General features: G+C 63.5%; 24 protein-coding genes and 1 other RNA gene. 13 read left to right on the forward strand and 12 right to left on the reverse strand.

The features are described 5' to 3' along the window. Positions 1-98 precede the first annotated feature (98 nt). Positions 99-3,812: an AsmA family protein gene (locus ATY77_RS11900; protein WP_088687478.1), complete on the forward strand. Its 3,714-nt coding sequence runs from the start codon at positions 99-101 to the stop codon at positions 3,810-3,812. Positions 3,813-3,896: 84 nt separating this feature from the next. Here ATY77_RS11900 and ATY77_RS11905 read toward each other — a convergent pair whose 3' ends face one another. The 4 genes from ATY77_RS11905 to ssrA form a co-directional block, all read right to left on the reverse strand. After that, complete coding sequence (locus ATY77_RS11905) at positions 3,897-4,118, reverse strand: ribbon-helix-helix domain-containing protein (protein WP_088687479.1); 222 nt, start codon at positions 4,116-4,118, stop codon at positions 3,897-3,899. Positions 4,119-4,225: 107 nt separating this feature from the next. After that, positions 4,226-4,420 (reverse strand): DUF4169 family protein, encoded by a 195-nt coding sequence (locus tag ATY77_RS11910; protein ID WP_088687480.1) that lies wholly within the window; start codon positions 4,418-4,420, stop codon positions 4,226-4,228. A 49-nt stretch (positions 4,421-4,469) separates the two neighbouring features. Then, a complete protein-coding gene (locus ATY77_RS11915; RefSeq protein WP_088687481.1) occupies positions 4,470-4,982 on the reverse strand; it encodes an SspB family protein in 513 nt (170 codons plus the stop codon). A gap of 126 nt (positions 4,983-5,108) precedes the next feature. Next, positions 5,109-5,471: a transfer-messenger RNA gene (gene ssrA / locus ATY77_RS11920) on the reverse strand. A gap of 111 nt (positions 5,472-5,582) precedes the next feature. On the opposite strand from ssrA, the gene ATY77_RS11925 reads away from it, so the two are divergent. The 5 genes from ATY77_RS11925 to ATY77_RS11945 all read left to right on the forward strand — a co-directional run bounded on the left by ATY77_RS11925 (position 5,583) and on the right by ATY77_RS11945 (position 11,030). Continuing rightward, positions 5,583-6,377: a thymidylate synthase gene (locus tag ATY77_RS11925; protein WP_088687482.1), complete on the forward strand. Its 795-nt coding sequence runs from the start codon at positions 5,583-5,585 to the stop codon at positions 6,375-6,377. Between the two features lie 13 nt (positions 6,378-6,390). After that, complete coding sequence (locus ATY77_RS11930) at positions 6,391-6,909, forward strand: dihydrofolate reductase (RefSeq protein ID WP_088687483.1); 519 nt, start codon at positions 6,391-6,393, stop codon at positions 6,907-6,909. 151 nt (positions 6,910-7,060) lie between these two features. Continuing rightward, the gene (gene hflK, locus ATY77_RS11935; protein WP_088687484.1) at positions 7,061-8,158 is read left to right on the forward strand and encodes an FtsH protease activity modulator HflK; all 1,098 of its coding nucleotides are present in this window, start codon (positions 7,061-7,063) and stop codon (positions 8,156-8,158) included. Positions 8,159-8,163: 5 nt separating this feature from the next. After that, positions 8,164-9,123, forward strand: coding sequence for a protease modulator HflC (locus ATY77_RS11940; protein ID WP_088687485.1), 960 nt, complete (start codon positions 8,164-8,166; stop codon positions 9,121-9,123). A 203-nt stretch (positions 9,124-9,326) separates the two neighbouring features. Further along, positions 9,327-11,030 carry a Do family serine endopeptidase gene (locus ATY77_RS11945; protein ID WP_088687486.1) on the forward strand — a complete coding sequence of 568 codons (1,704 nt, stop codon included), beginning with the start codon at positions 9,327-9,329 and terminating at the stop codon, positions 11,028-11,030. 195 nt (positions 11,031-11,225) lie between these two features. On the opposite strand, the gene ATY77_RS11950 is transcribed toward ATY77_RS11945, so the two are convergent. Together ATY77_RS11950 and serB are read right to left on the reverse strand one after the other, a co-directional pair. After that, positions 11,226-11,408 carry a hypothetical protein gene (locus tag ATY77_RS11950; protein ID WP_088687487.1) on the reverse strand — a complete coding sequence of 61 codons (183 nt, stop codon included), beginning with the start codon at positions 11,406-11,408 and terminating at the stop codon, positions 11,226-11,228. A 25-nt stretch (positions 11,409-11,433) separates the two neighbouring features. Beyond that, on the reverse strand, positions 11,434-12,324 hold the full coding sequence (gene serB / locus ATY77_RS11955; protein ID WP_088687488.1) for a phosphoserine phosphatase SerB: 891 nt from the start codon (positions 12,322-12,324) through the stop codon (positions 11,434-11,436). On the opposite strand from serB, the gene miaA reads away from it, so the two are divergent. Beyond that, positions 12,323-13,219 (forward strand): tRNA (adenosine(37)-N6)-dimethylallyltransferase MiaA, encoded by an 897-nt coding sequence (gene miaA, locus ATY77_RS11960; RefSeq protein ID WP_190237622.1) that lies wholly within the window; start codon positions 12,323-12,325, stop codon positions 13,217-13,219. The genes serB and miaA overlap by 2 nt on opposite strands. A 15-nt stretch (positions 13,220-13,234) precedes the next feature. On the opposite strand, the gene ATY77_RS11965 is transcribed toward miaA, so the two are convergent. Beyond that, a complete protein-coding gene (locus tag ATY77_RS11965; RefSeq protein ID WP_088687562.1) occupies positions 13,235-13,915 on the reverse strand; it encodes a hypothetical protein in 681 nt (226 codons plus the stop codon). Positions 13,916-14,006: 91 nt separating this feature from the next. On the opposite strand from ATY77_RS11965, the gene ATY77_RS11970 reads away from it, so the two are divergent. After that, on the forward strand, positions 14,007-14,816 hold the full coding sequence (locus ATY77_RS11970) for a pirin family protein (protein ID WP_088673308.1): 810 nt from the start codon (positions 14,007-14,009) through the stop codon (positions 14,814-14,816). Between the two features lie 22 nt (positions 14,817-14,838). On the opposite strand, the gene ATY77_RS11975 is transcribed toward ATY77_RS11970, so the two are convergent. Next, on the reverse strand, positions 14,839-16,320 hold the full coding sequence (locus tag ATY77_RS11975) for a PLP-dependent aminotransferase family protein (protein ID WP_088687563.1): 1,482 nt from the start codon (positions 16,318-16,320) through the stop codon (positions 14,839-14,841). A gap of 97 nt (positions 16,321-16,417) precedes the next feature. On the opposite strand from ATY77_RS11975, the gene ATY77_RS11980 reads away from it, so the two are divergent. Continuing rightward, on the forward strand, positions 16,418-17,032 hold the full coding sequence (locus ATY77_RS11980; protein ID WP_088687490.1) for a LysE family translocator: 615 nt from the start codon (positions 16,418-16,420) through the stop codon (positions 17,030-17,032). A 17-nt stretch (positions 17,033-17,049) separates the two neighbouring features. Then, complete coding sequence (locus tag ATY77_RS11985; protein WP_088687491.1) at positions 17,050-17,964, forward strand: dihydrodipicolinate synthase family protein; 915 nt, start codon at positions 17,050-17,052, stop codon at positions 17,962-17,964. Here the strand turns inward: ATY77_RS11985 and ATY77_RS11990 are convergent. Next, a complete protein-coding gene (locus tag ATY77_RS11990; protein WP_088687492.1) occupies positions 17,949-19,988 on the reverse strand; it encodes a DUF87 domain-containing protein in 2,040 nt (679 codons plus the stop codon). The two genes, ATY77_RS11985 and ATY77_RS11990, sit on opposite strands and share 16 nt — an antisense overlap. Before the next feature lie 324 nt (positions 19,989-20,312). On the opposite strand from ATY77_RS11990, the gene ATY77_RS11995 reads away from it, so the two are divergent. Then, complete coding sequence (locus ATY77_RS11995) at positions 20,313-22,103, forward strand: acetolactate synthase 3 large subunit (RefSeq protein ID WP_088687493.1); 1,791 nt, start codon at positions 20,313-20,315, stop codon at positions 22,101-22,103. Between the two features lie 23 nt (positions 22,104-22,126). Then, positions 22,127-22,699, forward strand: coding sequence for an acetolactate synthase small subunit (gene ilvN / locus ATY77_RS12000; RefSeq protein WP_088673313.1), 573 nt, complete (start codon positions 22,127-22,129; stop codon positions 22,697-22,699). Between the two features lie 365 nt (positions 22,700-23,064). Here ilvN and ATY77_RS12005 read toward each other — a convergent pair whose 3' ends face one another. Beyond that, positions 23,065-23,913, reverse strand: a complete 849-nt coding sequence (locus ATY77_RS12005; RefSeq protein ID WP_088687494.1) for an aldo/keto reductase — start codon at positions 23,911-23,913, stop codon at positions 23,065-23,067. Between the two features lie 152 nt (positions 23,914-24,065). Between ATY77_RS12005 and ATY77_RS12010 the strand changes: the two genes are divergently transcribed. After that, positions 24,066-24,659, forward strand: a complete 594-nt coding sequence (locus tag ATY77_RS12010; RefSeq protein WP_088687495.1) for a LysE family translocator — start codon at positions 24,066-24,068, stop codon at positions 24,657-24,659. Here ATY77_RS12010 and ATY77_RS12015 read toward each other — a convergent pair. Both ATY77_RS12015 and ATY77_RS12020 read right to left on the reverse strand, forming a co-directional pair. Next, positions 24,651-25,127 carry a DUF2269 domain-containing protein gene (locus ATY77_RS12015; RefSeq protein WP_088687496.1) on the reverse strand — a complete coding sequence of 159 codons (477 nt, stop codon included), beginning with the start codon at positions 25,125-25,127 and terminating at the stop codon, positions 24,651-24,653. The two genes, ATY77_RS12010 and ATY77_RS12015, sit on opposite strands and share 9 nt — an antisense overlap. Further along, positions 25,127-26,398 (reverse strand): SDR family oxidoreductase, encoded by a 1,272-nt coding sequence (locus ATY77_RS12020; protein WP_088687497.1) that lies wholly within the window; start codon positions 26,396-26,398, stop codon positions 25,127-25,129. The genes ATY77_RS12015 and ATY77_RS12020 overlap by 1 nt, the downstream gene beginning before the upstream one ends. Between the last annotated feature and the right edge of the window lie 127 nt (positions 26,399-26,525).

Genomic DNA, 26,525 nt, shown 5'->3' on the forward strand with positions numbered 1-26,525 from the left:
TTAAAGGGTTAGAGAATGATGTCGCCCGAAAACCACGAACGCTTTTCGGCATCATGCTCTAGCGTCGGCAACACCATCCCGAACGGAGACTCCTTGCATTGGTAGGCCGGTTCCTCGTCTTTCTGGGGGGATTGATCGTCGTAGTGCTCTTCGTGGCGCTGCTTGCGCCGCTGTTCATCGACTGGACGGACTTCCGCAAGAATTTCGAGGATCAGGCAAGCCGCATCATCGGCAAGAAAGTCACCGTTTACGGCACGGTGGATGCACGGCTGCTGCCGTTCCCCTCGGTGACGCTGCATGACGTGCGCGTCGGCCAGGAAGCGGACGGCACGCCGATCGTCAAGGTTGAGCAGTTCTCCATGGATGCCGAACTCGCACCCTTCCTGTCGGGCGAGGCGCTGATCTTCGATATGCGCATCGTCAATCCGAAGGTGCGCTTGAGATTGCTGAAGGACGGCACGCTCGACTGGATGCGCGGCAGCCGACCGGAAATTCCGGCAAAGACCGTCGTTCTGGAAAACGTGCATGTCAACGGCGGCGAGATCGAGTTCATCGACGATCAGTCGGGCCGTTCGCGAGAGATCACCGGCCTCAATGCGGAAATGTCGGCGAAATCGCTCGCCGGTCCCTGGCGCATCGAAGGCGATGCGGCGCTCGACGGCGAGCACGGCAAGTTTTCGATTTCCAGCAGCCAGCCGGACGAGAAGGGCGTGCTGCGCATGCGCACGAAGCTTTCTCCGGACAAGCATCCCGTCAGCATCGATCTCGATGGCGAACTGAAGCTCGTCGACAGCAAGCCGAATTACCAGGGCCAGCTTTCGGCGGCGATCGAAAACCGCAACAGCGCCAAGTCGGCCAACAAGAACGAGCAGCCGCCGCGCGTCAAAGGCCGCTTCGAGCTGACCAACGAACGCATCCGCATTCCGGAATACCGCATGGAGATCGGCCCCACGGACGATCCCTACGTCATAACAGGCGAGGCGACGCTCGATACCGGCAACGCGCCGGAATTTCTGCTGACCGCCGACGGGCAGCAGATCGACGTCAACCGCATCGGCAATCAAGGCGCCTCCGGCAAGACGACACGCGATGCGGCGGTTTCGGCGCGCCAGCGGCTGAGCTCGCTGATCGATATCGTCGCCCAGGTGCCGATCCCGCAGGTGCCGGGAAAGGCCAGCGTCAAGCTGCCGGCGATCGTCGCCGGCGATACGACGCTACGCGACGTGCAGCTGGAGCTTGAACCGGCCGGCACCGGCTGGATGATCGACAGCGCCACCGGCACCCTGCCGGGGCGCACGCAGGTGGAAGGCAAGGGCAAGCTCCTGCTCAAGGGTGAGCCCTCGTTCAACGGACAGATCGTCGTGGCCTCCAGCCAGCCGACCGGGCTCGCCTCCTGGCTCGCCGGCTCGGTCGATCCGGCCATCCGTCAGCTGCGGCAGGCGGGCTTTTCCGCCAATGTCAGCCTGACGCATGAATTGCAGCGTTTCGAAAATCTCGAGGTCGCCATCGGAGCGGCAACGCTGAAGGGGCGGCTGGAGCGGCAGGCGGTCTCCGGCCAGACGCCGACCATGTCGGTAGCGCTGAATGGCGACAGCCTCGATCTCGACGCGCTACGGGCGCTGACGGGGCTGCTGACCGGCCAGGAGGCCGGCGACGACGTGCTCGACCACAGGATCGCCGCCCAGCTCAAGGCCGACAAGTTCACCGCTTTCGGCGTCGAGGCGGAAAATGTCGAGACCACCTTCACGATCGCCGACGGCGCGCTTGCCGTCGACCGGCTGGCGATCAAGAACATCGCGGGCGCCGAGCTGACGGCGACGGGCAGGGCGGAAGGCTCGCTGCTCGACTATAAGGGCGCCGGCGAAATCACCTTCAAGTCGGCCGATCCGGGCGGCTTCTTCACCATGCTGCGCGAGCATCTGCCGCATCATCCGGCGCTCGACCGGCTGGTGCGCAATGCCGGCTGGTACGGCAATACGGCGCTGCGCGGCGCGCTGACGCTCGGCGGCGACGAGGGTAATGCGCTGACGGTCACGCTTGCCGGCGTGGCGAACGGCAGCCGCGTCAATCTCGATTACCGCATGTCCGATCTGCTGGCGCTGACCGGCAGCGGCACGACGAGCCTTGAAGCGACGCTCGAAAACGCGGTGCCGTCGATCCTGTTCGGCCAGGCAGGGCTCGATCCGCTGCCGGTCGATGTCGGCGCCAATGGCCGCCTGACGCTCAAAGTCCAGGCTTCGGACAACGATCCCGCCGAAGCGGCGCTGACGTTTGCGACAGACCGGACCTCCTTTACCGCCAATGGCAAGGTCGACGTCCGGCCGGACAGTTTCATGAACGGGAAGATCGCGCTGTCGCTCGATAGCGCCGATCTCGACCCCTATCTCATCATGAACGGCATTGCCTTGCCGCAGACCGGGACGGGGCTGCCGTTCGGCCTGCAGGCCAAGGCCGCCGTCGACGGCGACAAGATCGTGCTCTCCGATCTCAAGGGTCATGCCGCCGACAATGAGTTTTCAGGGGCACTGACCTTCGATCGCAAGGCTGCGAAGACGACGGCGAGCGGTGAGCTGGCGCTCGCCAAGGCCGATGCCGGCTGGCTCGGCGAGGCGGTGTTCGGCCAGATCGTCGATCCCGCCAACGGCGCGCTGACGAAGGCGCCGCTCGGCATGCCCGTTTTCAAAGACCTCGACGTCAATGTGAAGCTTTCGACGAAGGAGTTTTGGCCGGGCCTGCCGGAAACGGCGGTCTCCGACTTCACCAGCAACGTCGTCTACAAGGGCGACGAGCTGCAGCTCAACGACATGACCGGCAACTGGGATGGCGGCAAGCTTTCCGGCAACCTGCTCTTCACCAATGCCGACGGCACCGGCTTCCTGCAGACGAAGCTTTCGCTTGCCGATTCCGATCTTGGCGGCGTCGTCTGGCTGCGCGACGGCGCGCCGATCGCCAACGGCAAGTTCGGCCTGTCGCTGTCGATGGAAGCCTCGGGCAAGACGATCGGCGAGATCGCAAGCTCGCTCAACGGCTCCGGAGAGCTGAGGCTTGGGGAGAGCAGCATACGCGGCCTGAACCTTGCCATCCTGCCGCCGCTGCTTGCCGCAACCGATCCGATGCAGGAGCAGATCAATGCCGGCAAGGTGCATCCGATCGTCGAGACGTTGCTCAGCAACGGCGAGGCGAAGCTGCCGCCGCTCGGCATCCCCTTCAACATCGCCGACGGGACGCTGAGGGTGCAGAATGTCAGCGTCGCCAACGATCTTGCCCGGATCACCGCCGATGCGCAGATCGCGCTGCCGGAAAAACGGATCAGCGCGACGCTCGCCGTCGGGTTCGATCCCGGCAAGGAGGCGCTTTCCGGCGCCGAACCCTCGCTCCGGCTGAATTTCTCCGGCATGCTCATGTCGCCGGGCAAGACGATGGATGTGACTGACATCACCAGCTATCTCTCGCTGCGCGCCTTCGAGCGCGAGCGCCGCCGTGTCGAGCGACTGCAGGCGATCGTGCTCGAAAAGCAGCGGCTGCGCCGCGAGGTGGCGCTCTACCGGTTCAACGACGCCGAGCGCGTCAAGGCGGCGGAGGTGGAGCGGCAGCGGCAGGCGGAAGAAGAGCGTTTGCGCACGCTGGCGCAAAAGGCGGCCGAAGAGAAGGCTGCTGCCGAGGCCGAAGCCGCCCGCGCGGCGGCGGAAGCCCAGACCAAGGCGGATGCCGAGGCGAGGGCGGCTGCCGAAGCGGAAGCGGCACGGCGCGCAACCCAGCTGCCGCCCGGTTCGCTCAATTTCGACCAGGTGCCGGGCGTTCAGGCACAGTAAGCGCTGTGAGATGAGAAACTGATTCAGGCGACTGGCTTCAAGCCCTTGTTTTCATGTGTTCCACCGCTTCAGAAGCGCCGCGCCTCACGGCTCGGTGCCGCCGCCCTTGAGCCAGGCGAGCACATGGAGCCGCAGCGCCGAGGATAGGTTGCTGTCGGCGGGACGGGTGTCGTCGATCTCGGAAATTAGGGCGGCAAGCGGCATCGCACGGCTTGCGGCAATCGTCTTCAGTTCGCTCCAGAACTCGTCTTCCAGGGAAAAACTGGTGCGGTGGCCGTGCAATGTCGCCGAATGCTTGCGGATCATGAAGCGGCTTCACATCCCGGTTGGATATTGGCAGATCGATTCAAGGAAGTCGCCTAAGTGGCTGATCGCAGACTCCATTCCGGCTGTTCAGGCTCTGCGTGAGGGTTTCAGGCGCCGTCGTCATCCGTTTCGATGCGGCCGGCGCGGTGCGCCTTGTCGGCCTTTTCGTTGAGGCTGCGGGTCAGCTGTTTTTCGGTCTTGGTGCGGCCGAAGGAGATGCGGTTCTGCTCGGCCTGCTTCTCCTTTTCGGAGCGGGCCTGCTTCTTGCGGAACTGGCGCAGATTGACGATTTCGGCGCTCATGCGATGCCTGGCTCCTTATGAAAAAGGGAGGCCGGAGCCTCCCTTGAGATCATTGCTTCTTGCGGAAGGAGTCGAGCGAGACGACGGAGCCCGGCTTCTTTTCCTCGCCGTCGGCGGGCTTTGCAGCCGCGTCATCGGACTTGCTTGCCGCATCGACCGGATAGGCGGTGATCTCACCGGAGGGCAGTTCCTCGCCATCGGCAAGCGGCACGTCGAATTCGAGCTCGAAATTGACGGAAGGATCGTAGAAGCCGCGGATGGCATTGAACGGGATAACCAGCTTCTCGGGCACGTCGGAGAAGGAAAGGCCGATCTCGAAATGCGTCTCGGTGATCTTCAGGTCCCAGAACTGGTGCTGGATGACGATGGTCATCTGCTCGGGATATTTCGACTTCAGGTGCTGGGAGATGCGCACGCCGGCCGCACCTGTGAGGAAAGTGATGAAGAAGTGATGGTCGCCGGGCAGACGGCCCGTCGTTGCTACCTCCGCCAAAACCTTGCGGATGACGCCGCGAAGTGCATCCTGCGCCAGAATGTCGTAGCGGATATGATCCTGCCCCATGCTTTTCCTGTCTTTCGTCGGTTCTGAAGTCTTTTCACAAGGTATATGCCACGTTCAGGCGCCTTGGGAAAGTCCGGAGCCGAGTCACGCTAAGATCAGCATACATGATTTCGTCAGGAGGGAGAAGGTGAAGGCTTCTGTTGCCAGGTGCCTTCGGACCCCGCCTAGAGGTGCGAACCACTAGGACTTTGATTGAAGTGTCACACCGCGATTAAGCAGCGAGACGAGCTTCCGCATAGTTGTCGTTTGCAACTACAATTTTAGCCCGATAACGGCGGTACAATGCCGAGCAAAAAGACGATCTTTACACCCTTGTCGATCCTGTTTCGCCCCCATCAAAAGCCGGCCTTCAAGCCCGCCGGTTTTTGGTGGAGGCGCCGGGTACCGCCCCCGGGTCCAATAGGTTTATTACACCGCTCATTTATCGCCATAGCCGGCCCGAAAGCCGGCAGGGTTGATATAGTGATTTCCTCTGCGCATGGAAAGGGCAATCGTCACAAAAGCTTTATCTCCCGCTGCAGAAATTGCGGGAAAACGCCTGCGGGCTGCTGACGTCCCGCCGCTGAAGACTTAAATTGAGGGAAACGGAATCAGCGCGACATGAAGCAATATCTCGATCTCCTCAGCCACGTGATTGAAAAAGGCTCCGACCGGGGCGACCGCACCGGTACCGGCACGCGCTCGGTCTTCGGCTATCAGATGCGCTTCGATCTCGAAGAGGGCTTTCCCGTTCTCACCACCAAGAAGCTGCATCTGCGCTCGATCATCCACGAGCTCCTGTGGTTCCTGAAGGGCGAGACGAACATCGGCTACCTTAAGGAGAACGGCGTCTCCATCTGGGACGAATGGGCCGACGAAAACGGCGATCTCGGCCCTGTCTACGGCGCCCAGTGGCGCTCCTGGCCGGCGCCGGACGGCGGCCATATCGACCAGATCGCCAATCTCGTCAAAGGCATCGTCAACAACCCGAATTCGCGCCGCCATATCGTCTCGGCCTGGAACCCGGCCGAAGTGGACCAGATGGCGCTGCCGCCCTGCCATTGCCTGTTCCAGTTCTACGTGGCCGACGGCAAGCTTTCCTGCCAGCTCTACCAGCGCTCCGCCGACATCTTCCTCGGCGTGCCCTTCAACATCGCTTCCTACGCGCTGTTGACGATGATGGTGGCTCAGGTGACGGGGCTCAAACCCGGCGATTTCGTCCACACGCTCGGCGACGCCCATCTCTATCACAACCATTTCGACCAGGCGAAGCTGCAGCTGACGCGCCAGCCGAAGCCGCTGCCTTTCATGCGCATCAATCCCGACGTGAAGGATATCTTCGGCTTCAAGTTCGAGGATTTCGAGCTGGTCGGCTATGAGGCCGACGCCAATATCAAGGCGCCGATTGCCGTTTGATCCGGGACATTCCATGGCCGACATCCTGAAGACCATCATCGTCGCCGTTTCCCGCAACGGCATCATCGGCCGCGACGGCGATATGCCCTGGCGGCTTTCGAATGATCTCAAGCGTTTCAAGGCGCTGACATCAGGCAAGCCCGTGGTAATGGGCCGCAAAACGTACGAATCGATCGGCAAGCCGCTGCCGGGGCGGCCGAACGTCGTCATCTCTCGGCAGGCGGTGATCGATCATCCCGATGTGAGCATGGCGCAGTCGCTGCCCGAGGCGCTCACGATCGCCGAGAAGATCGCGGTCGAGACCGGTGTCGACGAAATCTGCATTGCCGGCGGCGGGCAAGTCTATGCCCAGGCGATTGGCCTTGCCGACCGGATGTGCGTCACGCATGTCGAAGCCGACCTCGAAGGCGATGCGGCATTTCCTGACATCGATTCTGCCGTCTGGCAGGCGGGCGAGACGATCGAGGTGCCGGCCGGCGAAAAGGACAGCTATGCCACGCGCTACGTCGTCTACGATCGCCGGCGGACCTGAAAACGAACTATTTTCCAATTAAATTGACCAAGTTTCTCACGCTGCGTTGAAAGCCGGTGCGGCGATACCTATAACGGTCGCAACGCATCCGCCGGGTCGGCCCCCCACGGTCCCCGGATGCGGGGAAGACTTAACGAACAACGAGGTTTTGATGCCCTGGAGCAATCAGAATGGCGGCGGCGGCCCTTGGGGCGGCGGCGGCGGTAACAATCAGGGACCATGGGGCCAGGGGCCGAACCGCCCGCGCGGCGGTGGCGGCGGCAAGGGCGGACCGCCCGACCTGGAAGATATCATTCGGCGCGGCCAGGATCAGCTGCGCAGCATCGTTCCCGGCGGCTTCAACGGCGGCGTCGCCGTTATCGTTGTGGCGATCGTGGCCATTTTCTGGCTGATCCAGTGCGTCTACACCGTGCAGCCGGACGAGCGCGGCGTCGAACTGCGCTTCGGCAAGCCGCGGGAGGAAATCTCCATGCCAGGCCTGCATTTTCATGTCTGGCCGATCGACACGGTCGAGATCGTCAAGGTGACCGAGCAGCAGCAGAATATCGGCGGCCGCAACAACAGCAATTCGACGGTCGGGCTGATGCTTTCCGGCGACCAGAACATCGTCAACGTGCAGTTCTCGGTGCTCTATACGATCAACGATCCGAAATCCTATCTCTTCCGCCTCGAAAATCCGGCGGAGACGCTGCAGCAGGTTTCGGAAAGCGCGATGCGCGAGATCGTCGGCCGGCGCCCGGCGCAGGATGCCTTCCGCGACAATCGCGGACCGATCGAAACCGAAGTGCGCAACATCATCCAGGACACGATGGACCGCTACGGCGCCGGCATCGCGATCAACCGCGTGACGATCGAAGACGTCGCTCCGCCGCGTGACGTGGCCGACGCCTTCGAGGAAGTGCAGCGCGCCGACCAGGACAAGCAGCGCCTCGTCGAAGAGGCGAACCAGTACGCCAACCAGAAGCTCGGCCAGGCCCGCGGTGATGCAGCCCGCATCCGCGAAGCCGCGGCAGCCTACAAGGACCGGATCGTCAAGGAGGCGGAAGGTGAAGCCCAGCGCTTCGTTTCCATCTACGACGAATATTCCAAGGCTCCTGCCGTGACGCGGGAGAGACTGTTCCTGGAAACCATGGAGCAGGTTCTGAAGGGTTCGAAGAAAGTGATCATAGACCAGAAGGCGGGCGCAGTGCCCTATCTGCCTCTCAATGAGATCAGCAGGCCGACGCAGCAACAGCAGCAGGGAGGCTGAGACCCATGTCGAACAGGCTTCCCATTATCCTCATCCTCCTGGCGGTCGTGCTGGTGGCGGTTTATTCCTCGATCTTCGTGGTCAATGCCCGCGAGCAGGCGATCGTCGTTCGCTTCGGTGAAATCCAGTCGGTCAAGACCGAACCCGGCATCTACTTCAAGCTGCCGTTCTCCTTCGCCGATGCCGACCGGGTACAATATGTTCCGAAGCAGGAACTGCGCTTCAACCTCGACAATATCCGCGTTCAGGTTTCAGGCGGCGCATTCTACGAAGTGAATGCCTTCATCATCTACCGCATCAACGACGCGCGCCGCTTCCGCGAAACGGTCTCGGGCGACAGGGAGGCGGCGGAAGCGCGGCTTCGCACGCGTCTCGATTCCGCCTTGCGCCGGGTCTACGGCGTTCGCAGCATCGAAGCCGCGCTCTCCCGCGAGCGTGTGGCCATGATGCTCGAGGTTCGCAATGAGCTGCAGTCCGATGCGGAAACGCTTGGCATCACGCTCGACGACGTGCGCATCAGCCGCACGGACCTGACGCAGGACGTTTCCGAGCGCACCTTCAACCGCATGCGGGCCGAGCGCCTGGCGGAAGCCGAGCTTCTCAGGGCGCAGGGCACGGAAGAGGGCCAGCGCCGCCGCGCCATCGCCGACCGCCAGGTCGTCGAGTTCACAGCGGATGCGCAGCGCGATTCCGAAATCCTGCGTGGTCAGGGCGATGCCGAACGCAACCGCGTCTTCGCCGAGGCCTTCTCCAGAGACCCAGGCTTCTTCGAGTTCTATCGCTCGATGGCGGCCTATTCGGCAGCACTCGCGTCGCAGGACACGACGCTCGTCCTGTCGCCGGATTCGGAATTCTTCCGCTATTTCGACAACGCCGCCGGCGCCTCTCAGCAGGCGCCCGCCAACCCGGCCGCGCCGGCACCAGGAGCGACCGCTCCGGCAGCGCCAGCCCAACCGGCGAATTGAGAATAGGGAACCCGTTCCCCGCCAGAAATGACAAGGGGCCGGCCTCAGCGCCGGCCCTTTTCAGTTTCCACGAGCGATGGCTCAGGCATTCGTGACGATCCGTCGGATTGCACGGGGATTTCGCGAAAAGGTGATTTCGCCCTCCATCATTCCGCCTTATGCTGGTGCTCAATGTGCGCATTTACCCCCTTATGAGGAAGCTTATGGCCCCCACGACTCGCTCGCCCTTCAGACGAACGCTCGCGCTACTGGCCAGCGCCGCAATCCTGGCCCAGGCCGGCGTGAGTGGGGTTGCTTATGCGCAGACCGCGCCTGAAGCGGCCGCACCCGGGGTTGCCACGCCTGCGCCTCCCGCCGCTGCGCAGACCGCTCCGGCGCCTGCCGCGCCACAGCAGACCCCGGCGATCCAGTCCGCGGTGCCGGGCAATGGTCCGGCTTCGGTCGCCGATCTCGCCGAAGGCCTGCTCGATGCCGTGGTCAACATCTCGACATCGCAGAACGTGAAGGACGACGAGGGCGTCGGCCCGGCGCCGCGCGCCCCCGATGGATCGCCTTTCCAGGAGTTCTTCAACGATTTCTTCGACAAGAAGCAGGGCAACAAAGGCCCCAACCACAATGTCAGCTCGCTCGGCTCCGGCTTCGTCATCGATCCGGCCGGCTATATCGTCACCAACAATCACGTGATCGAGGGCGCCGACGATATCGAGGTCAATTTCGCTAATGGCTCGAAGCTCAAGGCGAAGCTGATCGGCACGGATACGAAGACCGATCTTTCGGTGCTGAAGGTCGAGCCGAAGGCGCCGCTGAAAGCGGTCAAATTCGGCGATTCCAGCGAGATGCGCATCGGCGATTGGGTGATGGCGATCGGCAATCCGTTCGGCTTCGGCGGTTCGGTGACGGTCGGCATCATTTCCGGGCGTGGTCGCAACATCAATGCCGGCCCCTACGACAACTTCATCCAGACGGATGCGGCGATCAACAAGGGCAATTCCGGCGGCCCGCTCTTCAACATGAAGGGTGAAGTCATCGGCATCAATACGGCGATCATCTCGCCGAGCGGCGGCTCGATCGGCATCGGCTTCTCGGTGCCGTCGGAACTCGCCTCCGGCGTCGTCGCGCAGCTGCGCGAATATGGCGAGACGCGGCGCGGCTGGCTCGGCGTGCGCATCCAGCCCGTGACCGACGATATCGCCGACAGCCTCGGGCTTGATACGGCCAAGGGCGCGCTGGTCGCCGGCGTCATCAAGGGCGGACCGGTCGACGACGGCTCGATCAAGGCGGGCGACGTCATCCTGAAATTCGACGGCAAGGCCGTCAACGAAATGCGCGATCTTCCGCGCGTGGTGGCGGAAAGTGCCGTCGGCAAGCAGGTCGACGTCGTCGTGCTGCGCGACGGCAAGGAGCAGACCGTCAAGGTGACGCTCGGCCGCCTCGAAGACAGCGACCAGGCGGCGGCGTCTGGCGGTTCGCAGGACGGCGTGATCACGCCGGATCCTGACGAGAACAACGATATGGACCAGCCGGATACGGGCGATCAGGTCCAGCCGGCGCCCGATGCGCCCGACCAGAATCAGGGCCAGGATCAGGCGACGCCGGATACAGGCACGCCGAAGAACGTGCTCGGCCTGTCGCTGTCGCTGCTCAGCCCCGAAACGCGCAAGGCCTTCGGCATCGCCGAAAGCGTCGACGGCGTCGTCGTGACCGAAGTGACGCCCGGCTCCGCCTCGGCCGAAAAGGGCCTGAAGCCCGGCGACGTGATCGTCGAGGTGGCCCAGGAGTTCATGAAGTCGCCGGACGCGGTCGCCTCCAAGGTGCAGGCGCTGAAACGCGAAGGCCGCCGCAACGCCCAGCTCATGATCGCATCCGCCAATGGCGATCTGCGTTTCGTGGCGGTCCCTATGGAATAGGGAGCGGCGGCGATGGCTTCGCCGCCACAGATTCTACTTCCCTCACCAAGGCAGTTTACGTAGAGACGGGCACCACCTTTCCTCCCTCATCCCTGTGACAAGCACAGGGATGAGGGAGGTCGGATTAAACGTCCGCGTCAAACTTCATGCCGACACATTCGATAGCGCCGGATGGTCCATGATCGACGAGGTGATTTAGTAATCGTCCGGAGACGATGAGCTTTTCGACAGGCCCGTGGAGAAATTGTCCTTTCGCGCGAACCGCCAGCGGTTATCCACTCTCTCCGGAATGTCGCTGGTGTCGATATCTTTGTCCTCAAGCGCTTCCAACGCGCGAAGTTCCGTCAGCTGTTCATCAGTCGAAGTGCTCTTGCTCATTCATTTTCTTAGCACGATTGAACATTCAGCCCGTCACAAAATCCGTCTTCCTGTACCCCTGGATATAGAGCAGCGCGGTCAGGTCGGCGTGGTTAATGCGCATTTTAGCCTGGGCGGCGACGGTGGGCTTGGCGTGGAGGGCGACGCCGGAGCCGGCGAGCTGCAGCATGCCGAGGTCGTTGGCGCCGTCGCCGACGGCCATCGCTTCCGCCGGCGAAATGCCGAGGCTGGCTGAGATTTCGTTCAGCGCATCGACCTTCGCCTGTTTGCCGAGAATCGGTTCGGCGACGAAACCTGAGAGGACGCCGCCCTCTTCGAGCAGCGTGTTCGCGCGGTTCTCGTCAAAGCCGAGGGTTGCGGCGATGCGGCTCGTAAAGACGGTGAAGCCGCCGGAGACGAGGGCGGTATAGTGGCCCTTCGATTTCATCGTGGCGATCAGCTCCGGGCCGCCCGGGGTCAGCGTGATGCGCTTGGCGATGACCTCGTCGACGACCGAGATCGGCAGGCCTTTCAAGAGTGCCACACGCTCACGCAGCGCCGGTTCGAAGGCGATCTCGCCGTTCATGGCGCGGGCGGTGATGTCGGCGACCTTTTCTTTCAGGCCGACTTCGGCGGCGAGCTCGTCGATGCATTCCTGGCCGATCATCGTCGAATCCATGTCGGCGATCAGCAGCTTCTTGCGGCGGCTGTCCTGCTCCTGGATGACGAGGTCGATCGGCGCGCTTGCGATGACGGCGAGAAGATTGGCCTCTGCCGCCTCAGCATCCGTGCCGTCGCGCAGCGCGATATCGCAGGCAATGCCGTCGGCCAGCCAGTAGAGACCGGATGCGTTCACGGCCCCGGCCGCCTGTTCGGCGATCTCCGGGATCAGGACAGGATTTGACGGATTGGCAACAAGCGTGGCAACGAGGGCCATGATGGAAAACCTTCTGAGCGTAGAGAACGCGATCCTGATAACCGGGCCGACCGCCAGCGGCAAGTCCGCGCTCGCCGTCGAATTGGCGAAGCGTCACGGCGGCGCGGTGATCAACGCCGACAGCATGCAGGTCTACGACACGCTGCGGGTGCTGACCGCGCGCCCGTCGGAGGAGGAGATGGGCGGCGTGCCGCATCATCTCTACGGCCATGTGCCGGCGGGTGCGGCTTATTCCACCGGGGCCTGGCTGCGGGATGTGACCGCGCTCCTGCCGGCGCTCAGGGCGGCGGGGCAACTGCCGGTCTTCGTCGGCGGCACCGGGCTTTACTTCAAGGCGCTGACCGGCGGCCTCTCCGACATGCCCGACATACCCGAAGCGCTGCGAGAGGAATTGCGGGCGCGACTGCTGGAGGAGGGGCCGGACGCGCTCTATGCGGAGCTTGCCGAGGCCGATCCCGCAATGGCCGCAAGCCTCAATCGCCAGGACGGGCAGCGGATCGTCCGGGCGCTGGAGGTGGTGAAGGCAACGGGGCGCTCGATCGCGGATTTCCAGGGCCGGGCCGGACCTCAGGTCATCGATGTCGAGGAGGCTCGCAAGATCGTCGTGCTGCCGGACCGCGCCGTGCTGCATGCGCGCATCAACGGCCGTTTCGAAAAGATGCTGCAGCAGGGCGCGGAAGATGAGGTGAGGGCGCTGCTTGCGCTCGGCCTGCCCACCGAGGCGCCGGTCATGAAGGCCATCGGCGTCTCGCAGATCGCCGCCATGCTGAAGGGCGAGATGACGCGCGCGGAGGTGCTGGAGAAGGGTGCGGCGGCAACGCGGCAATATGCCAAGCGGCAAATGACGTGGTTCCGCAACCAGATGGATGAGAGCTGGGTGCGGCTGACGGTTTAGCCGATCGTCATGCCTTCAGCCGCCGCATTTGTGCTGGGCGTCGGGCAGAATCCAGCTTTCCCGGGTGCGGTCGTTGGTCACCAGAAACAGTCTGCCGCTCTCGCCGGGGCTGCAATCGCGGTCGATTTGGACGAGGCACATGGTCACCTGATCACCGGGTTTCGATCCGATCAGCGCCTCCTCGCGACGATAGGAGACCTGATAGCCGTCATTGGCGTAATCGACGCCCGTGCCGCTGTCGAAGTCCGCATCGCCATCGAGACGGGGATGGACCTCGACGATTGAGGTGGCCGCGCATTGGCCGACTTTCGCGGGGATAGCCTTGGCTTCGGGCGACCGGTTGCCGGCCAGGGACTTGGCGGAAATCCCTCCCATGAAATCGCTCTTGTCGGCCGAGATCGTCCAGAGGACGGCGAGATAGGCGCTCAGTATGCACGATCTGTCGCTGCCGCAATCGCGTCGGTCCGCCAGGAAGTTGCGAGCGGTATGGACGAGATCGTCACCGGTCGATGTCCTTTTCTGCGCGGCGTAGCGCTCGTTGAAAAGTTCGTCCAGGCGGGAAAGCTCGCTGTCTTCGCAGACGATCTTTTCATCGGCGCGGCTGGCCTTGCTGCAGTCGAAGCCGGCGGCTTCGGCGGCCGTCGCCAAGAGAAGACCGGCGCCGGTGATGATGATCGAGTTCAAGGTGGATCTCATGATCGTCCTCTTTCGAAGCTGCCGCCGGCGGCGCAAGGCAAATGCCATTAGATCAGCTATAACAGGCGTGTTTGCAAGCGAGGTGGTTGCCATGCTGCTCAAGGGAGAACGCAGCTTCATCGTGCGTGACATGGGAGGCTTCGTCATTCGCATCAACATGCCCGGATGGCTGAAGCCGAGGCCGAGCGATCACGGTCACGGCGCCCTCGCGATGGTGGTCGAATCCTTCCTCGATCCCGGACGCCTCGTCGCGATGCACGAGCACAGGAACGATGAAATCATCTCCTGGGTGCCTGACGGCGTCATGCGCCACGACGACAAGATCACCGGCCGGTTGACGACGGACGCGGACCATCTCACGGTGATGAATGCCGGGCGCGGCTTCTGGCATTCGGAGCAGACGTTTACGTCGGATCCGCCTCTGCGCATGCTGCAGATCATGGTGCGGCCGAATGCGGTCGATCTTGAACCGAGGATTCAACACGGGCCGATTTTACCGGCGCCGCTGAACAGCTGGAGACATCTGGTCGGACCGGAAGGCGGGCCGGCGCCCTTCTTCGTGCGCAATGCCGTCGATTTCTTCGATATCCGGCTGGAGCCCGGCGTTCGCGTCGAACTTCCCAATAAGCCGGAGCGGGATCTCTATTTCTATGTCTTCAGCGGTTCCGTCGTTATCGATGGGCAGACCTTCTGCGAGGCCGAGCAGGGCCTGCTGCTTCAGGATCGGCGATTGACCGTCGAGGCGGCGTCTCCAAGCGTGATGGTCGCTTTTCTGGTCGATGTGAAGGCTCCGGTCACAAGGCAGGGCACGATCGGCGATCACAGGAAGATCCCACCGCCTTTGGTTTTCCGTCTCCTGAAACGCTGGAAGCAGTTGCAGCGCCTGTGGCGGAGATCGTGAAGTCTCCGCTCATACTGCGGTTTCAGATCACGCGCATCTCAAGGCGCAACAGTCTGACGAATTGATCGACCGCCGCCCGCAACTGGTCCGGCGGGAAGCCGCCGAAACCCAGCATCAGGCCGGGGCGGGCGGGCCGACCGGCATACATCGGTGAGATGGCGCGAATCGCGATCCCGGCCGACATGGCGCGGGCTGCGAGCCGCACATCGTCGATCCCTTCGGGGAGCCACAGGAGAATATGCATGCCCTGGTCGCTCGGCTGAATGCGGCAGGTCTCGGGCAGGGACTGCTCCAGGCAGGAGAGCAGGATGGCGCGGCGTTCGGCATAGAGGCCGCGGATGCGGCGGATATGGGCTTCGAAATAGCCCTCCTTCATATAGGCGGCGAGGACATGTTGCTCGGTGGTCGGCGAATGCCGGTCGAGAATGGCGCGCGCCCCGGCGAAGGCTTCCGCAAGCGCCGGAGGGGCGATGACATAACCGAGGCGCAGCGAGGGAAAGAGCACCTTGCTGAAGGTGCCGAGATAGACGACGCGTGAAGGGCGGAGGCCCTGCATCGACGGGAAGGGGTGCCCGGCGTAGCGCAGTTCGCTGTCGTAGTCGTCCTCGACGATCCAGGCGCGGTTCTGGACGGCCCAGCCGATCAGGGCGTTGCGCCGCGCCATGCTGAGCGGCATGCCGACCGGATATTGGTGCGATGGCGTCACGAAGGCGGCGCGCGCCTGCGGGCAGAGTTCCAGGCCGCGCTCAACGTTCATTCCCTGCGCATCGACGGGAATGCGGTGCGTGCGCAGGCCGAGATCGTCGAGCACGGCAGTGAGCCCGGGATAGGCCGGATCCTCGGCCCAGACGGGATCGTCGCGCGACAGCAGCACGCGACCGGCCATGTAGAGACCCTGCTGGGTGCCCGATGTGACGATCACCTGGCCCGGTTCGCAATGAACCGCCCGGGCGCGGCGGACATGGTCGGCTATGGCGATGCGCAGTTCGAGCAAGCCCATCGGATCGTGATAGCCCGCGGGAGCCGCCTCTTTCGAGGCGCGCACGCGATTGCTAAGACGGCGCCAGTTGTCGTCGGGCGCAATGCCGGCGGCCGGCACCGCGATGGCGAAGGGAACGGGCGGGTGCGGGGTGAGCGCGCGGGCGGCGGCGATCAGCCGCGCAGCCGGGGCGGGCAAGTCGATGGCCTCGGCAATTGGCGGCACGGGTGTGGGCGGCAGCGCCGGAGCAGCATCCATCAGGGCGGCGGCGACACGCGTTCCGGCGCCGATTCTTGCTTCGAGGTAGCCCTCGGCGGTCAGTTGATCGAAAACGTCGACGACGGTGCCGCGGGCGATCTTCAGGGAAGCCGCAAGGGTGCGCGTCGAGGGGAGGCGCTCGCCTGATCTCAGCTCGCCACGGGCAATGGCGCTTCTGAGGGCCTGCGCGAGTTGGCGGCTGATATTGGCGGTTCGACCGATCGCCTGGAGCGAGGGGATTTCGATGGTGCTGCGCCGCTTGGACATCGTGAAAATGGTCCATCTATATTCCTGAAAATGGAGCTTCATGATGAACCATTTTTCCAAGAGAAGGAAGCATATCGGCAGCTTCTGGAAAATGGTCATGCAGGATCTTCTCGTCGTCTATATCGCCTATATCATCGCGGCAGGCAGTCCGGGGCCAAGCAACATGGCCATCATGAACGTGGCGATGAGCCGGGGGCGCCGGCCGGCGCTCGCGCTTGCCGCAGGCGTCATCACCATGTCGACATGCTGGGGGCTGATCGCGGTCACCGGGATCTCGACGCTGCTTGTGAGCTATGTCCATGCGCTGCTCGTCGTCAAGCTCGCCGGCGGCGTCTACCTGCTCTGGCTCGCCTGGAAAGCGGCCCGCTCGGCCATCACTTCTGAGGTGACGGCGGGCGAGGTCGTGCGGCCCGCCGTCCCGCTCGTCGCGCTTTATCGGCGCGGGATCCTGATGCATCTCGGCAATCCGAAAGCGGTTCTCGGCTGGGTCGCGATCATGTCGCTCGGCCTCAAGCCCGGCGCTTCGCCTGAAATGGCCGTCACGGCCTTCGGCGGCTGCGTGCTTCTGGGGATCACGATATTCGCCGGCTATGCGCTGCTCTTTTCGACCGCGCCGATGGTGCGCGCCTATGCCCGGGCGTGGCGCTGGATCGAGGCCAGTCTCGCCGTCTTCTTCGCGGGCGCCGGATCGCGCCTGCTGTTCTCCCACTGATTGTTCAGGATCGCATCATGTCTTCCGCTTCTCCGTTTCATGGTCTTTCGGCCTTCCCGCCAACGCCCGCCGATAGAAATGGCTTCGTCGACACCGAGGCCCTCGGCCGCCTGCTGGAACCGCAGTGCGGGGCCGGCGTGGCTTCCATCGGTCTTCTCGGCAGCACGGGGATTTACGCCTATCTCAGCCGCGAGGAGCGGCTGCGGGCGGTCAAGGTGGCGGTTGAATGCGTGCGCGGCCGTGTTCCCCTTATCGTCGGCGCCGGCGCTTTGCGGACGGACCATGCCATGGATCTCGCCAGGGATGCCGAAGCTGCCGGCGCCGATGCGCTTCTCCTCGCACCCGTTTCCTACACGCCGCTGACCCAGGATGAGGCCTGCGAACATTTCCTGGCGGTGGCGAAGGCAACCGGGCTTCCGCTCTGCATCTACAACAATCCCGGTACCACGCACTTCACCTTCAGCCGCGATCTGCTGCAACGCCTCTCCGATATCGAGACGATCAGGGCGGTGAAGATGCCGCTGCCGGCCGATGGCGATCTGAACGGGGAGATCGCGGCATTGCGAGAAAAGACCAGTCTCGCGATCGGCTATAGCGGCGACTGGGGTGCGGCCGAAGCGCTCTCATCGGGCGCCGACGCCTGGTACAGCGTCGTCGCCGGCCTGCTTCCGCGCACGGCGCTCGCTCTGGCGAAAGCCGCCATGGCCGGCGATGAGGGCGAGGCGCGCCGGCTCGATGGCCTGCTGCAGCCGCTCTGGGGCGTGTTCAAGGCCTATGGAAGCATTCGCGTGGTCTATATGCTCGCCGGACACCTGTTCGGCGTGCCGATGGAGCTACCGCGGCCGCTCTTGCCGCTTGGGCCGGCGGACCGGGAACGTGCGCTCGATGCGGCTCGGCCGCTAATCGCGCTGGAACGTCAATCCTTGTTGTAAAGGCTGCTCAGCGGCTTTTTCAGAATGCTCTCGCGCAGCGAGGTGCCGGGTTCCCGGCGGGTGATCGGCGGCTGGTCGCCCGGCGGCGTGGGCCGGGGAAAGACCGGCTCCTCGCGACGCAGCTCGCGGCGCAGTGCGTCAAGCCGCGGGTCGGTCGGGATCGGCTCGGCCGGATCCAGGCGCGGGGTCTGCGGCAGCAGTTCGCGGCGGTAGGATTCGAGCGGCGCTGCATCTGGCTGGGACGACGTCGCCGAGGGCGGCGTGTAGGGCTTGGGAGCGAAATCCTCCTCCGCCGCATCGGCCTCGTCGGCGCTTGCGATCGACGCGGCAACGCTCTGCTGGAAATTCGAAATGTCAGGCCCGACAGTCACAGCCCGCATGCGGGTGACGATCTTGCGCAGGTCGACCGTATCGGGATCTTCCTCGCTTTGCTTGCTGTTGGCGCTGGCGGCCTTCGGCAGCAGGTTTTCCTCGACCCGGGAGAAACGCATGCGCATCGGCACGCTGATCGCCTCGCCGAAGGCGATGGCCTCGCCATTGCCGATCGAAGAGATGAAGCTGGTGGTCGAGATCGATGAATTCGGGATGGCCGAACGGATGATTTCCTGGTCGCGGTCATTGGCAAGACGCATGGCAAACAGCGTCGAGCACTGCGACAGGATCGTCTGGTCGAGCTCGCCCGGCCGCTGGGTGATGATGCCGAGCGAGACGCCGTATTTGCGGCCTTCCTTGGCGATGCGGGCGATTGCCTGACGCGTCGGGATGAAGCCAAGGTTCGGATCGGACGGGATATAGCGGTGCGCTTCCTCGCAGACGACGAGCATGTGGATGGCGCCGTCGCTCCAGAGCGCCACCTCGAAAGCCATGCGGCAAAGCACCGAGGCGACCGAATTGACGACTTCGGAGGGGATGCCGGCGAGCTGGAAGGTGCAGATCGGTCGGTTGTCGCCCGGAATGCGGAAGATCTGTGCGATGGTCTCGGTGATCGTGTCGCTGATCGTATTGTTGGAGAACATGAAGTGATAGCGCGGATCGTTGATCGCGGCGATCAGGCGCATCTTCAAGGAACGCAGGAAAGGTTTTTCCGCACGTCCCTCCAGGCGGCCGATGCGCTCGTCGATCAGCGCCAGAAGATCGGCCATGCGGTAGGGAACCGGCGTATCTGCGGTGATCGAGCTTTTTTCCGTCGTGCGCCGCACCAGCGAGTTGTCACTGCCGCGGAAGGCGCGCTTGGCCTCCGGCATGATGTCGCGCAGCATGTCGAGCTCTTCCGGCACCGGCGGGCGGCCGCGGAAGACGACTTCGGCGAATTCCTCGAGGCGCATCAGCCAGAAGGGCAGGTCGAGCGTATCGGTATCGATGGTGACGGCGTGTTTGGGAAAGGCGGCGGCAAATTCGTTGTGCGGGTCGAGGATCAGCACGCGCAGCTTCGGGTCGGCCGCAATCGCCTTGTGCAGCAGCAGAGAGACGGCCGTCGATTTGCCGACGCCGGTCGAGCCGACGACGGCGAAATGCTTGGAAAGCATCGAGGGGATGTGGATCGCCGCATCGATGCTTTCGTCCTGCGTCAGCTTGCCAATGACGGCGGTCGTGCCCGTTCCGGCATCATAGATGCGCATCAGGTCGGCAGAACGGATGCGGTGGGCGATGGCGCCGAGATAGGGATAACGCGAGATGCCGGTCGAGAATTCCTCGCGCCCGTCCTCGTCGACGCGGACTTCGCCGAGAAGCTCGGTCTCGATCTTGAAGGTATTGTCCTCGCCTTCGCCCCAGGCATGGCTGCCGGTGTTCATCTGATAGACGAGGGCAACGACGCGGTTGCGGCCGACGCTGATGGAGATCAGCCGGCCGACGGACCAGAGTTCGGTGAGATCGGTGTTGCCCTCGACGGCGACAGCGGCAATCGTGGCCCTCGATCCGCTGCATGCAACGACGCGGCCGAGAAAGCGATTTCCCGGCGCATGGCCGTCGCGTCTATCGTGCTCGCCTGCCTTGCCAGACATGCGCAAGTCGTTGTTGAGCAAAGGCTACTCCCTGCGGTAGCGTTAAAGGATAAAGTTGATCCTTTAACAAATCCTTCATCCTATCGATTTTCAGGGCCGAAGGCGCGGGGGTAGTTTTTTATTGCGGCATGCGTTGACGCTGCGAAATTTTCTGTCTATCACTTCCCGCCATGAAAATGGCAACGGCTCTTATCGTGGTGGGAAGGCGCATGGGCAGGATGGTGTAACCATCCGGCGACAGCCACCCATGCGCTAGATGACAGGCTCCTCCGGGGCCTTTTTTTGTGCCCGAATTTCGGGCTTCCGGCCACAAACGCAAATCCCAGCATCAAACGGAACAGACAGATGAGCACGGACAATCAGGCGGCAGGCAATCGGATGACGGGAGCGGAGATCGTTCTCAAGGCGCTGAAGGACAACGGCGTCGAACATATCTTCGGCTATCCCGGCGGCGCGGTTCTGCCGATCTATGACGAGATCTTCCAGCAAGACGAGGTCAAGCACATCCTCGTGCGCCACGAGCAGGGCGCTGGCCATGCGGCCGAAGGTTATGCCCGCTCCACCGGCAAGGTCGGCGTCATGCTGGTTACCTCGGGTCCCGGCGCCACCAATGCGGTCACGCCGCTGCAGGACGCGCTGATGGATTCGATCCCGCTCGTCTGCCTGACCGGCCAGGTTCCGACCTCGCTGATCGGCTCCGACGCCTTCCAGGAATGCGACACGGTCGGCATCACCCGGCCCTGCACCAAGCACAACTGGCTGGTCAAGGACGTCAACGAGCTCGCCGCCATCATTCATGAAGCCTTCCGCATCGCCCAGTCCGGCCGTCCGGGTCCCGTCGTCGTCGATATTCCGAAGGACGTGCAGTTTGCGACCGGCACCTATACGCCGCCGGCTGACTACCCGATCCAGAAGAGCTACCAGCCGAAGATCCAGGGCGATCTCAACCAGATCCATGCGGCGATCGAGCTGATGGCCAATGCGCGCCGGCCGATCATCTATTCCGGCGGCGGCGTCGTCAATTCCGGCCCGGAAGCTTCCAAGCTGCTGCGCGAGCTGGTCGAGCTCACCGATTTCCCGATCACCTCGACGCTGATGGGCCTCGGCGCCTATCCGGCTTCGGGCAAGAACTGGCTGAAGATGCTCGGCATGCACGGCTCCTACGAGGCCAACATGGCGATGCATGACTGCGACGTCATGGTCTGCATCGGCGCCCGCTTCGACGACCGCATCACCGGCCGTCTCAATGCCTTCTCGCCGAATTCGAAGAAGATCCATATCGATATCGATCCGTCCTCGATCAACAAGAACGTCCGCGTCGATATCGGCATCCGTGGCGATGTCGGCCATGTGCTGGAAGACATGGTCCGCCTGTGGCGGGCGCTGCCGAAGAAGCCGGAGAAGAACCGTCTCGAGGATTGGTGGAGCGATATCGCCCGCTGGCGGGCGCGCAACTCCTTCGCTTACACCAAGAGCAATGACGTGATCATGCCGCAATATGCGCTGGAGCGCCTCTATGCGCATACCAAGGATCGCGACACCTACATCACGACCGAGGTCGGCCAGCATCAGATGTGGGCGGCGCAGTTCTTCGGCTTCGAACAGCCGAACCGCTGGATGACCTCGGGCGGTCTCGGCACGATGGGCTACGGCCTGCCGGCGGCCCTCGGCGTCCAGATCGCTCATCCGGAAAGCCTCGTCATCGACATTGCCGGCGACGCCTCGATCCAGATGTGCATCCAGGAAATGTCGACGGCGATCCAGTATGACGCGCCGATCAAGATCTTCATCATGAACAACCAGTACATGGGCATGGTGCGCCAGTGGCAGCAGCTGCTGCACGGCAACCGCCTGTCGCACTCCTATACCGAGGCGATGCCTGATTTCGTCAAACTGGCGGAAGCCTATGGCGGGGTTGGCCTGCGCTGCGACAAGCCGGGTGAGCTCGACGACGCCATCGTCGAGATGATCGAGGTCAAGAAGCCTGTCATCTTCGATTGCCGGGTCGCCAATCTCGCCAACTGCTTCCCGATGATCCCCTCGGGCAAGGCCCATAACGAAATGCTGCTGCCCGACGAAGCCACGGACGAAGCGGTCGCCAACGCGATCGACGCCAAGGGCCGTCAGCTCGTATAACGATAAGGTAGGAACCCAGGACCATGAACGCACATCTTCAGCCCACCGGCTCTGCCTACTTCATCTCGCCGGAAACGACAGCAGTCGAGAGCCACACCCTTTCGGTTCTTGTCGATAACGAACCGGGCGTCCTTGCCCGCGTCATCGGCCTGTTCTCCGGCCGCGGCTACAATATCGAAAGTCTTACGGTTTCCGAGACCGAGCACCAGGCGCATCTTTCCCGCATCACCATCGTCACGCGCGGCACGCCGCATGTGCTCGAGCAGATCAAGGCGCAGCTCGATCGCATCGTGCCGGTCCATCGCGTCGTCGATCTGACGGTGCGCGCCCGCGAACTCGGCCAGGAACGGCCGATCGAGCGTGAAGTGGCGCTGGTCAAGGTGATCGGCGAGGGCGACACCCGCGCCGAGACGCTGCGCCTTGCCGATGCCTTCCATGCCAAGGTGGTGGATGCGACTGTCGGTCACTTCATTCTGGAGATCACCGGCAAGTCGTCGAAGATCGATCAGTTCGTCGCAATCATGAAGCCGCTCGGCCTCATCGAAGTCTGCCGCACCGGCATCGCCGCGATGAACCGCGGCGCGCAGGGGATGTGAGGCACAAGCTTCATCTCTTCCTCGGCGTCATCCTCGGCTGTGCGTGCTAGGCAAGAGCTGTCAAGGGACGGAGACGGCGCGGCAAGTCTCTTCTCCCCTCGGGGAGAAGGTCCCGGCAGGCGGATGAGGGGGCCACACGGCGCACCCTTTCCGTGATAGTCCGTTCCCCCGCCCGCGCAATGTTGTGCCCCAATCTGGTCTATGCGCGCACTATTGGAAAGACCGGCGTCTCCGGCCCCCTCATCCGCCCTCCGGGCACCTTCGCCCCGCTGGGGAGAAGGGGAGACGAGACGTCGCGGCTTGTCCCCTTCGCCCCGCAAGCGGGGAGAGGGTGGCGGCAGCCGGATGAGGGGCAGGTTCGGCAGTCACAGCATCTCCAGCGGCCTTTTCTTTGCCGGGGGCGGGAAGGCGGCGTCGAGCGCCTGCCAGTCCTCGTCGGTGATCTCAAGCGCGACGCAGTCGCGGTTCTCCGCCACGCGTTCGGCATTCGACGTTTTCGGAATGACGATGACGCCGTCGCGTTCGAGCAGGAAGGCGAGCGCCAGCTGGGCGGGCGTCGCCTGATAGGCCTTGGCGATGCGGATCAGTTCGGGATGGTGGAGGATGTGTCCCTGCTCGATCGGCGAATAGGCCATGACGGGAATGCCGCGGCTTTGGCACCAGGGCAGGAGATCGTATTCGATGCCGCGGCGGGAGAGATTGTAGAGCACCTGGTTGGCGGCGACATTTCCACCGTCGGGAACCCTGAGCAGCTCCTCCATGTCGTCGGTGTCGAAGTTGGAGACGCCCCAGGCGCCGATCTTGCCCGACGCTTTCAGCATTTCGAAGGCGGCAACGGTCTCGGCCAGCGGATAGTTGCCGCGCCAATGCAGGAGATAGAGATCGATCCGGTCGGTGCCGAGCCGTTCCAGGCTGCGCTCGCAGGCTTCGACCGTGCCTTTCAGGCTGGCATTCCAGGGGTAGACCTTGGTGACGAGAAAGACTTCGTCGCGCCGTCCCCTGATCGCCTGGCCGACGATCTCCTCGGCGCCGCCGTCGCCATACATTTCGGCGGTGTCGATCAGCGTCATGCCGAGATCGATGCCCGCCTTGAGGCTTTCGATTTCCATCCTGGCATGGCCGGCATCCTCGCCCATGGCCCAGGTTCCCTGGCCGAGTGCCGGCACTTCCGTGCCATTCGGGAATTTGACAGAGGGGATGGGGTCGTCCTGCATGATTTTTTCCATTTTCAGGAGATTGCGCGGCGTTCTTATCTTTCAACCAATCCTGTCACCATGACAATGATGTAATGGCGTCAAGAGTTTAGGGCAGTTATGCTGACCTAAATAAAGCAGGCCGCGGAAAAGAGCCGGCTTTGGGAGGTCGCATGCCGCTGGATACGTTTTTCGCCCTTGTTCTTTTTGCGTTCACGACGTCGATCACGCCGGGGCCGAACAATATGATGCTCTTTGCCTCTGGCGTGAATTTCGGCTTCCGCAGGACGATCCCGCATATGTTCGGCATCGGCGCCGGTTTCTTCTCGCTGCTGATCGGCGTCGGTCTCGGGCTCGGGGCGCTGCTGCACACGCTGCCCCTGGTCTATACGGTGCTCAAGTTCGCCGGCGGCGCCTATCTCGTCTGGATCGCCTGGAAGATCGCCTCCTCGCGTTCGCTGAGCGAGGGCAGCAACAGTGCTGCGCCAATGTCCTTCGTCTCGGCGGCGGCCTTCCAGTGGGTCAACCCGAAAGCCTGGGTGATGGCGGTCACGGCGATGGCGACCTACACCAATCCCGAACTCTATCTTGCCAGCGTGCTGCTCGTCGGCCTGGCTTTCGCGGTGGTCAACGTGCCGAGCGTCTCGACCTGGGCGGGCTTCGGCTCGGCGCTGAGAGACTGGCTTTCCGATCCGGTGCGGCTGAAGTGGTTCAATATCACCATGGCGGTGCTTCTCGTGGCGAGCCTCTGGCCGATGCTAAAATAGAGCGATCGACGGTTTCGTCAGCATCAGCCAGAAAATGCCGATGACGGCTGAGAAGGCCGGAAAGCCGAAAGCGAACCAGACGCGGTAGAGCCTGAAATAGGCCGGAGGCAGGGCGCTCGCCGATGCTGCGGCAGCGCGGGCGAGATCGCGCAGGCGGATCTGGATCCAGACGACCGGCAGCCAGAACAGGCCGATGACGATGTAAAGCAGCAGCGACAGCGCAATCCAGCTCTCCGACAGGTCCCAGCCGATCGAGCGGGCGAGGAGATAGCCGGTCACGGGCTGGAGAATGGCTGCCGTCGCGGTGAAGATCGTATCGGCGATGACGACTGTTCCGGAGACATGGGCGATCAGGGCGGGATCACGCGTGCGATGCGCCATCACCATGAAGAAGGCGATGCCGGCGCCGGTGCCGAAGAGCACGGTCGCGCCGATGACATGGGCAAGCAGCAGCCATTCTTCGAGCATCAGCGTTCATCCAGTGTGGCAAGCGCCGTCAGCGTCAGCAGGAGCGACGGCAGCACCTTGACGAGGGGACCAAGCGGGTCGAGCCAGAGTGCCGGTTCGAGAAGCGTGCCGCCGGCAAGGTAAGCCGATGAAACGGCGAGCATGCCGAGAAGGGCGCGTCTGGCGAGCGGGCGAACAAGCACGGCGGCGCCGAGCGCCATATCGATCAGGCAGGTCGCAAGCGCCAGCGCCGTTGCCGCCGCTTCCGGCATGAAGGGCAGGAAATGCGCGGAGGCCGCTTCCAGCGAGAACAGCGGGATCAGGCCGGAGAGCAGCCAGAAGGCCGACAGGCCCGATATGACGAGCGGCTTCAGGAGATAGAGCCGGGCAAACCAGAGATCCTGCACGCCGGAGGGGTTGGCGCCGAGCGTGGCCGCCGCCGATGTCGCGGCGAGGCTGCTTTCCCCTTTGGCGCTTCGGATGCCCTCCGACATGACGGTCATTGCCGTCGAACGCAGCGGCGAACGCCAGCCGAGCAGGCCCGCCATATCGGCAAGCCAGGTCACCGGTCTTGCAAGCCAGGGAGTAAGCGAAAAGACGCGGGCCGGCGGCAGGCCCAGCCATTGCCGGTGAAGGCTGACGAGTTCGGCGAGTGTCAGCACCTCGCCGGCGGCGAGATCGATATCGCCGCTTAGACCGCCTGCGACCGCCCGCGACACGGCCTCCGCCACATCATCCACCGAAAGCGTTTCGACCGGGCTCTCGGCATGGACGAGCGGCAGCACCAGCGGAAAGGCGGCGAGCGCCCGGACGAGCGACGAGCCGCCATGGGCGTTGCGGCCGAGAACCAGGGCAGGGCGCAGGATGAGATGAGGCAGGCCGCTTGCCGCCAGCGCCTCGTCAGCCCGCCGCTTGGTGGCGAGGAAGAGCAGTTCGCCTGCCGCGCCGGCGGTCCTTGCTGATACCTGCACGATCAGCGGACGGGAGCGTGTCGCCGCGGCATAAAGCGCCAGCATCGCATCCGCCTGGGTCGCAGCGAGATCGTCCGAGAGCCCGTCCTGGAGGGCACCGGCGCAATTGACGACGGCGTGCCGGTCTTGGAGGAGGCCTTCCCAATCCTCGGGTTTTGTCATCCGCGAAAGATCGGCCTGCCGCCAGTCGATCGCCGGCTGTTTCAGACGAGCGCGCGCAGGATTGCGGCCGAGCCCGGTCACGGCATGGCCGTCCGCAACGAGCCGGGCCGCGACGACGGAGCCTATGAAGCCGGTTGCGCCGAGAATCAGGATGTTCATGGCGGGAGATTAGCGGAAAAGTTTGAGTGGGATAGGAGGGCTTGGCGGGGTTGTGGTGTATGGTAGAAGGAAGGTGACGGTTTGATGTTTTGGATTGGGCGAGACGTCGCTGCGATTCCCCTTCTCC

Source organism: Rhizobium sp. R634, assembly GCF_002211305.1.
In the GTDB taxonomy this organism is placed as follows: Bacteria; Pseudomonadota; Alphaproteobacteria; order Rhizobiales; family Rhizobiaceae; genus Rhizobium.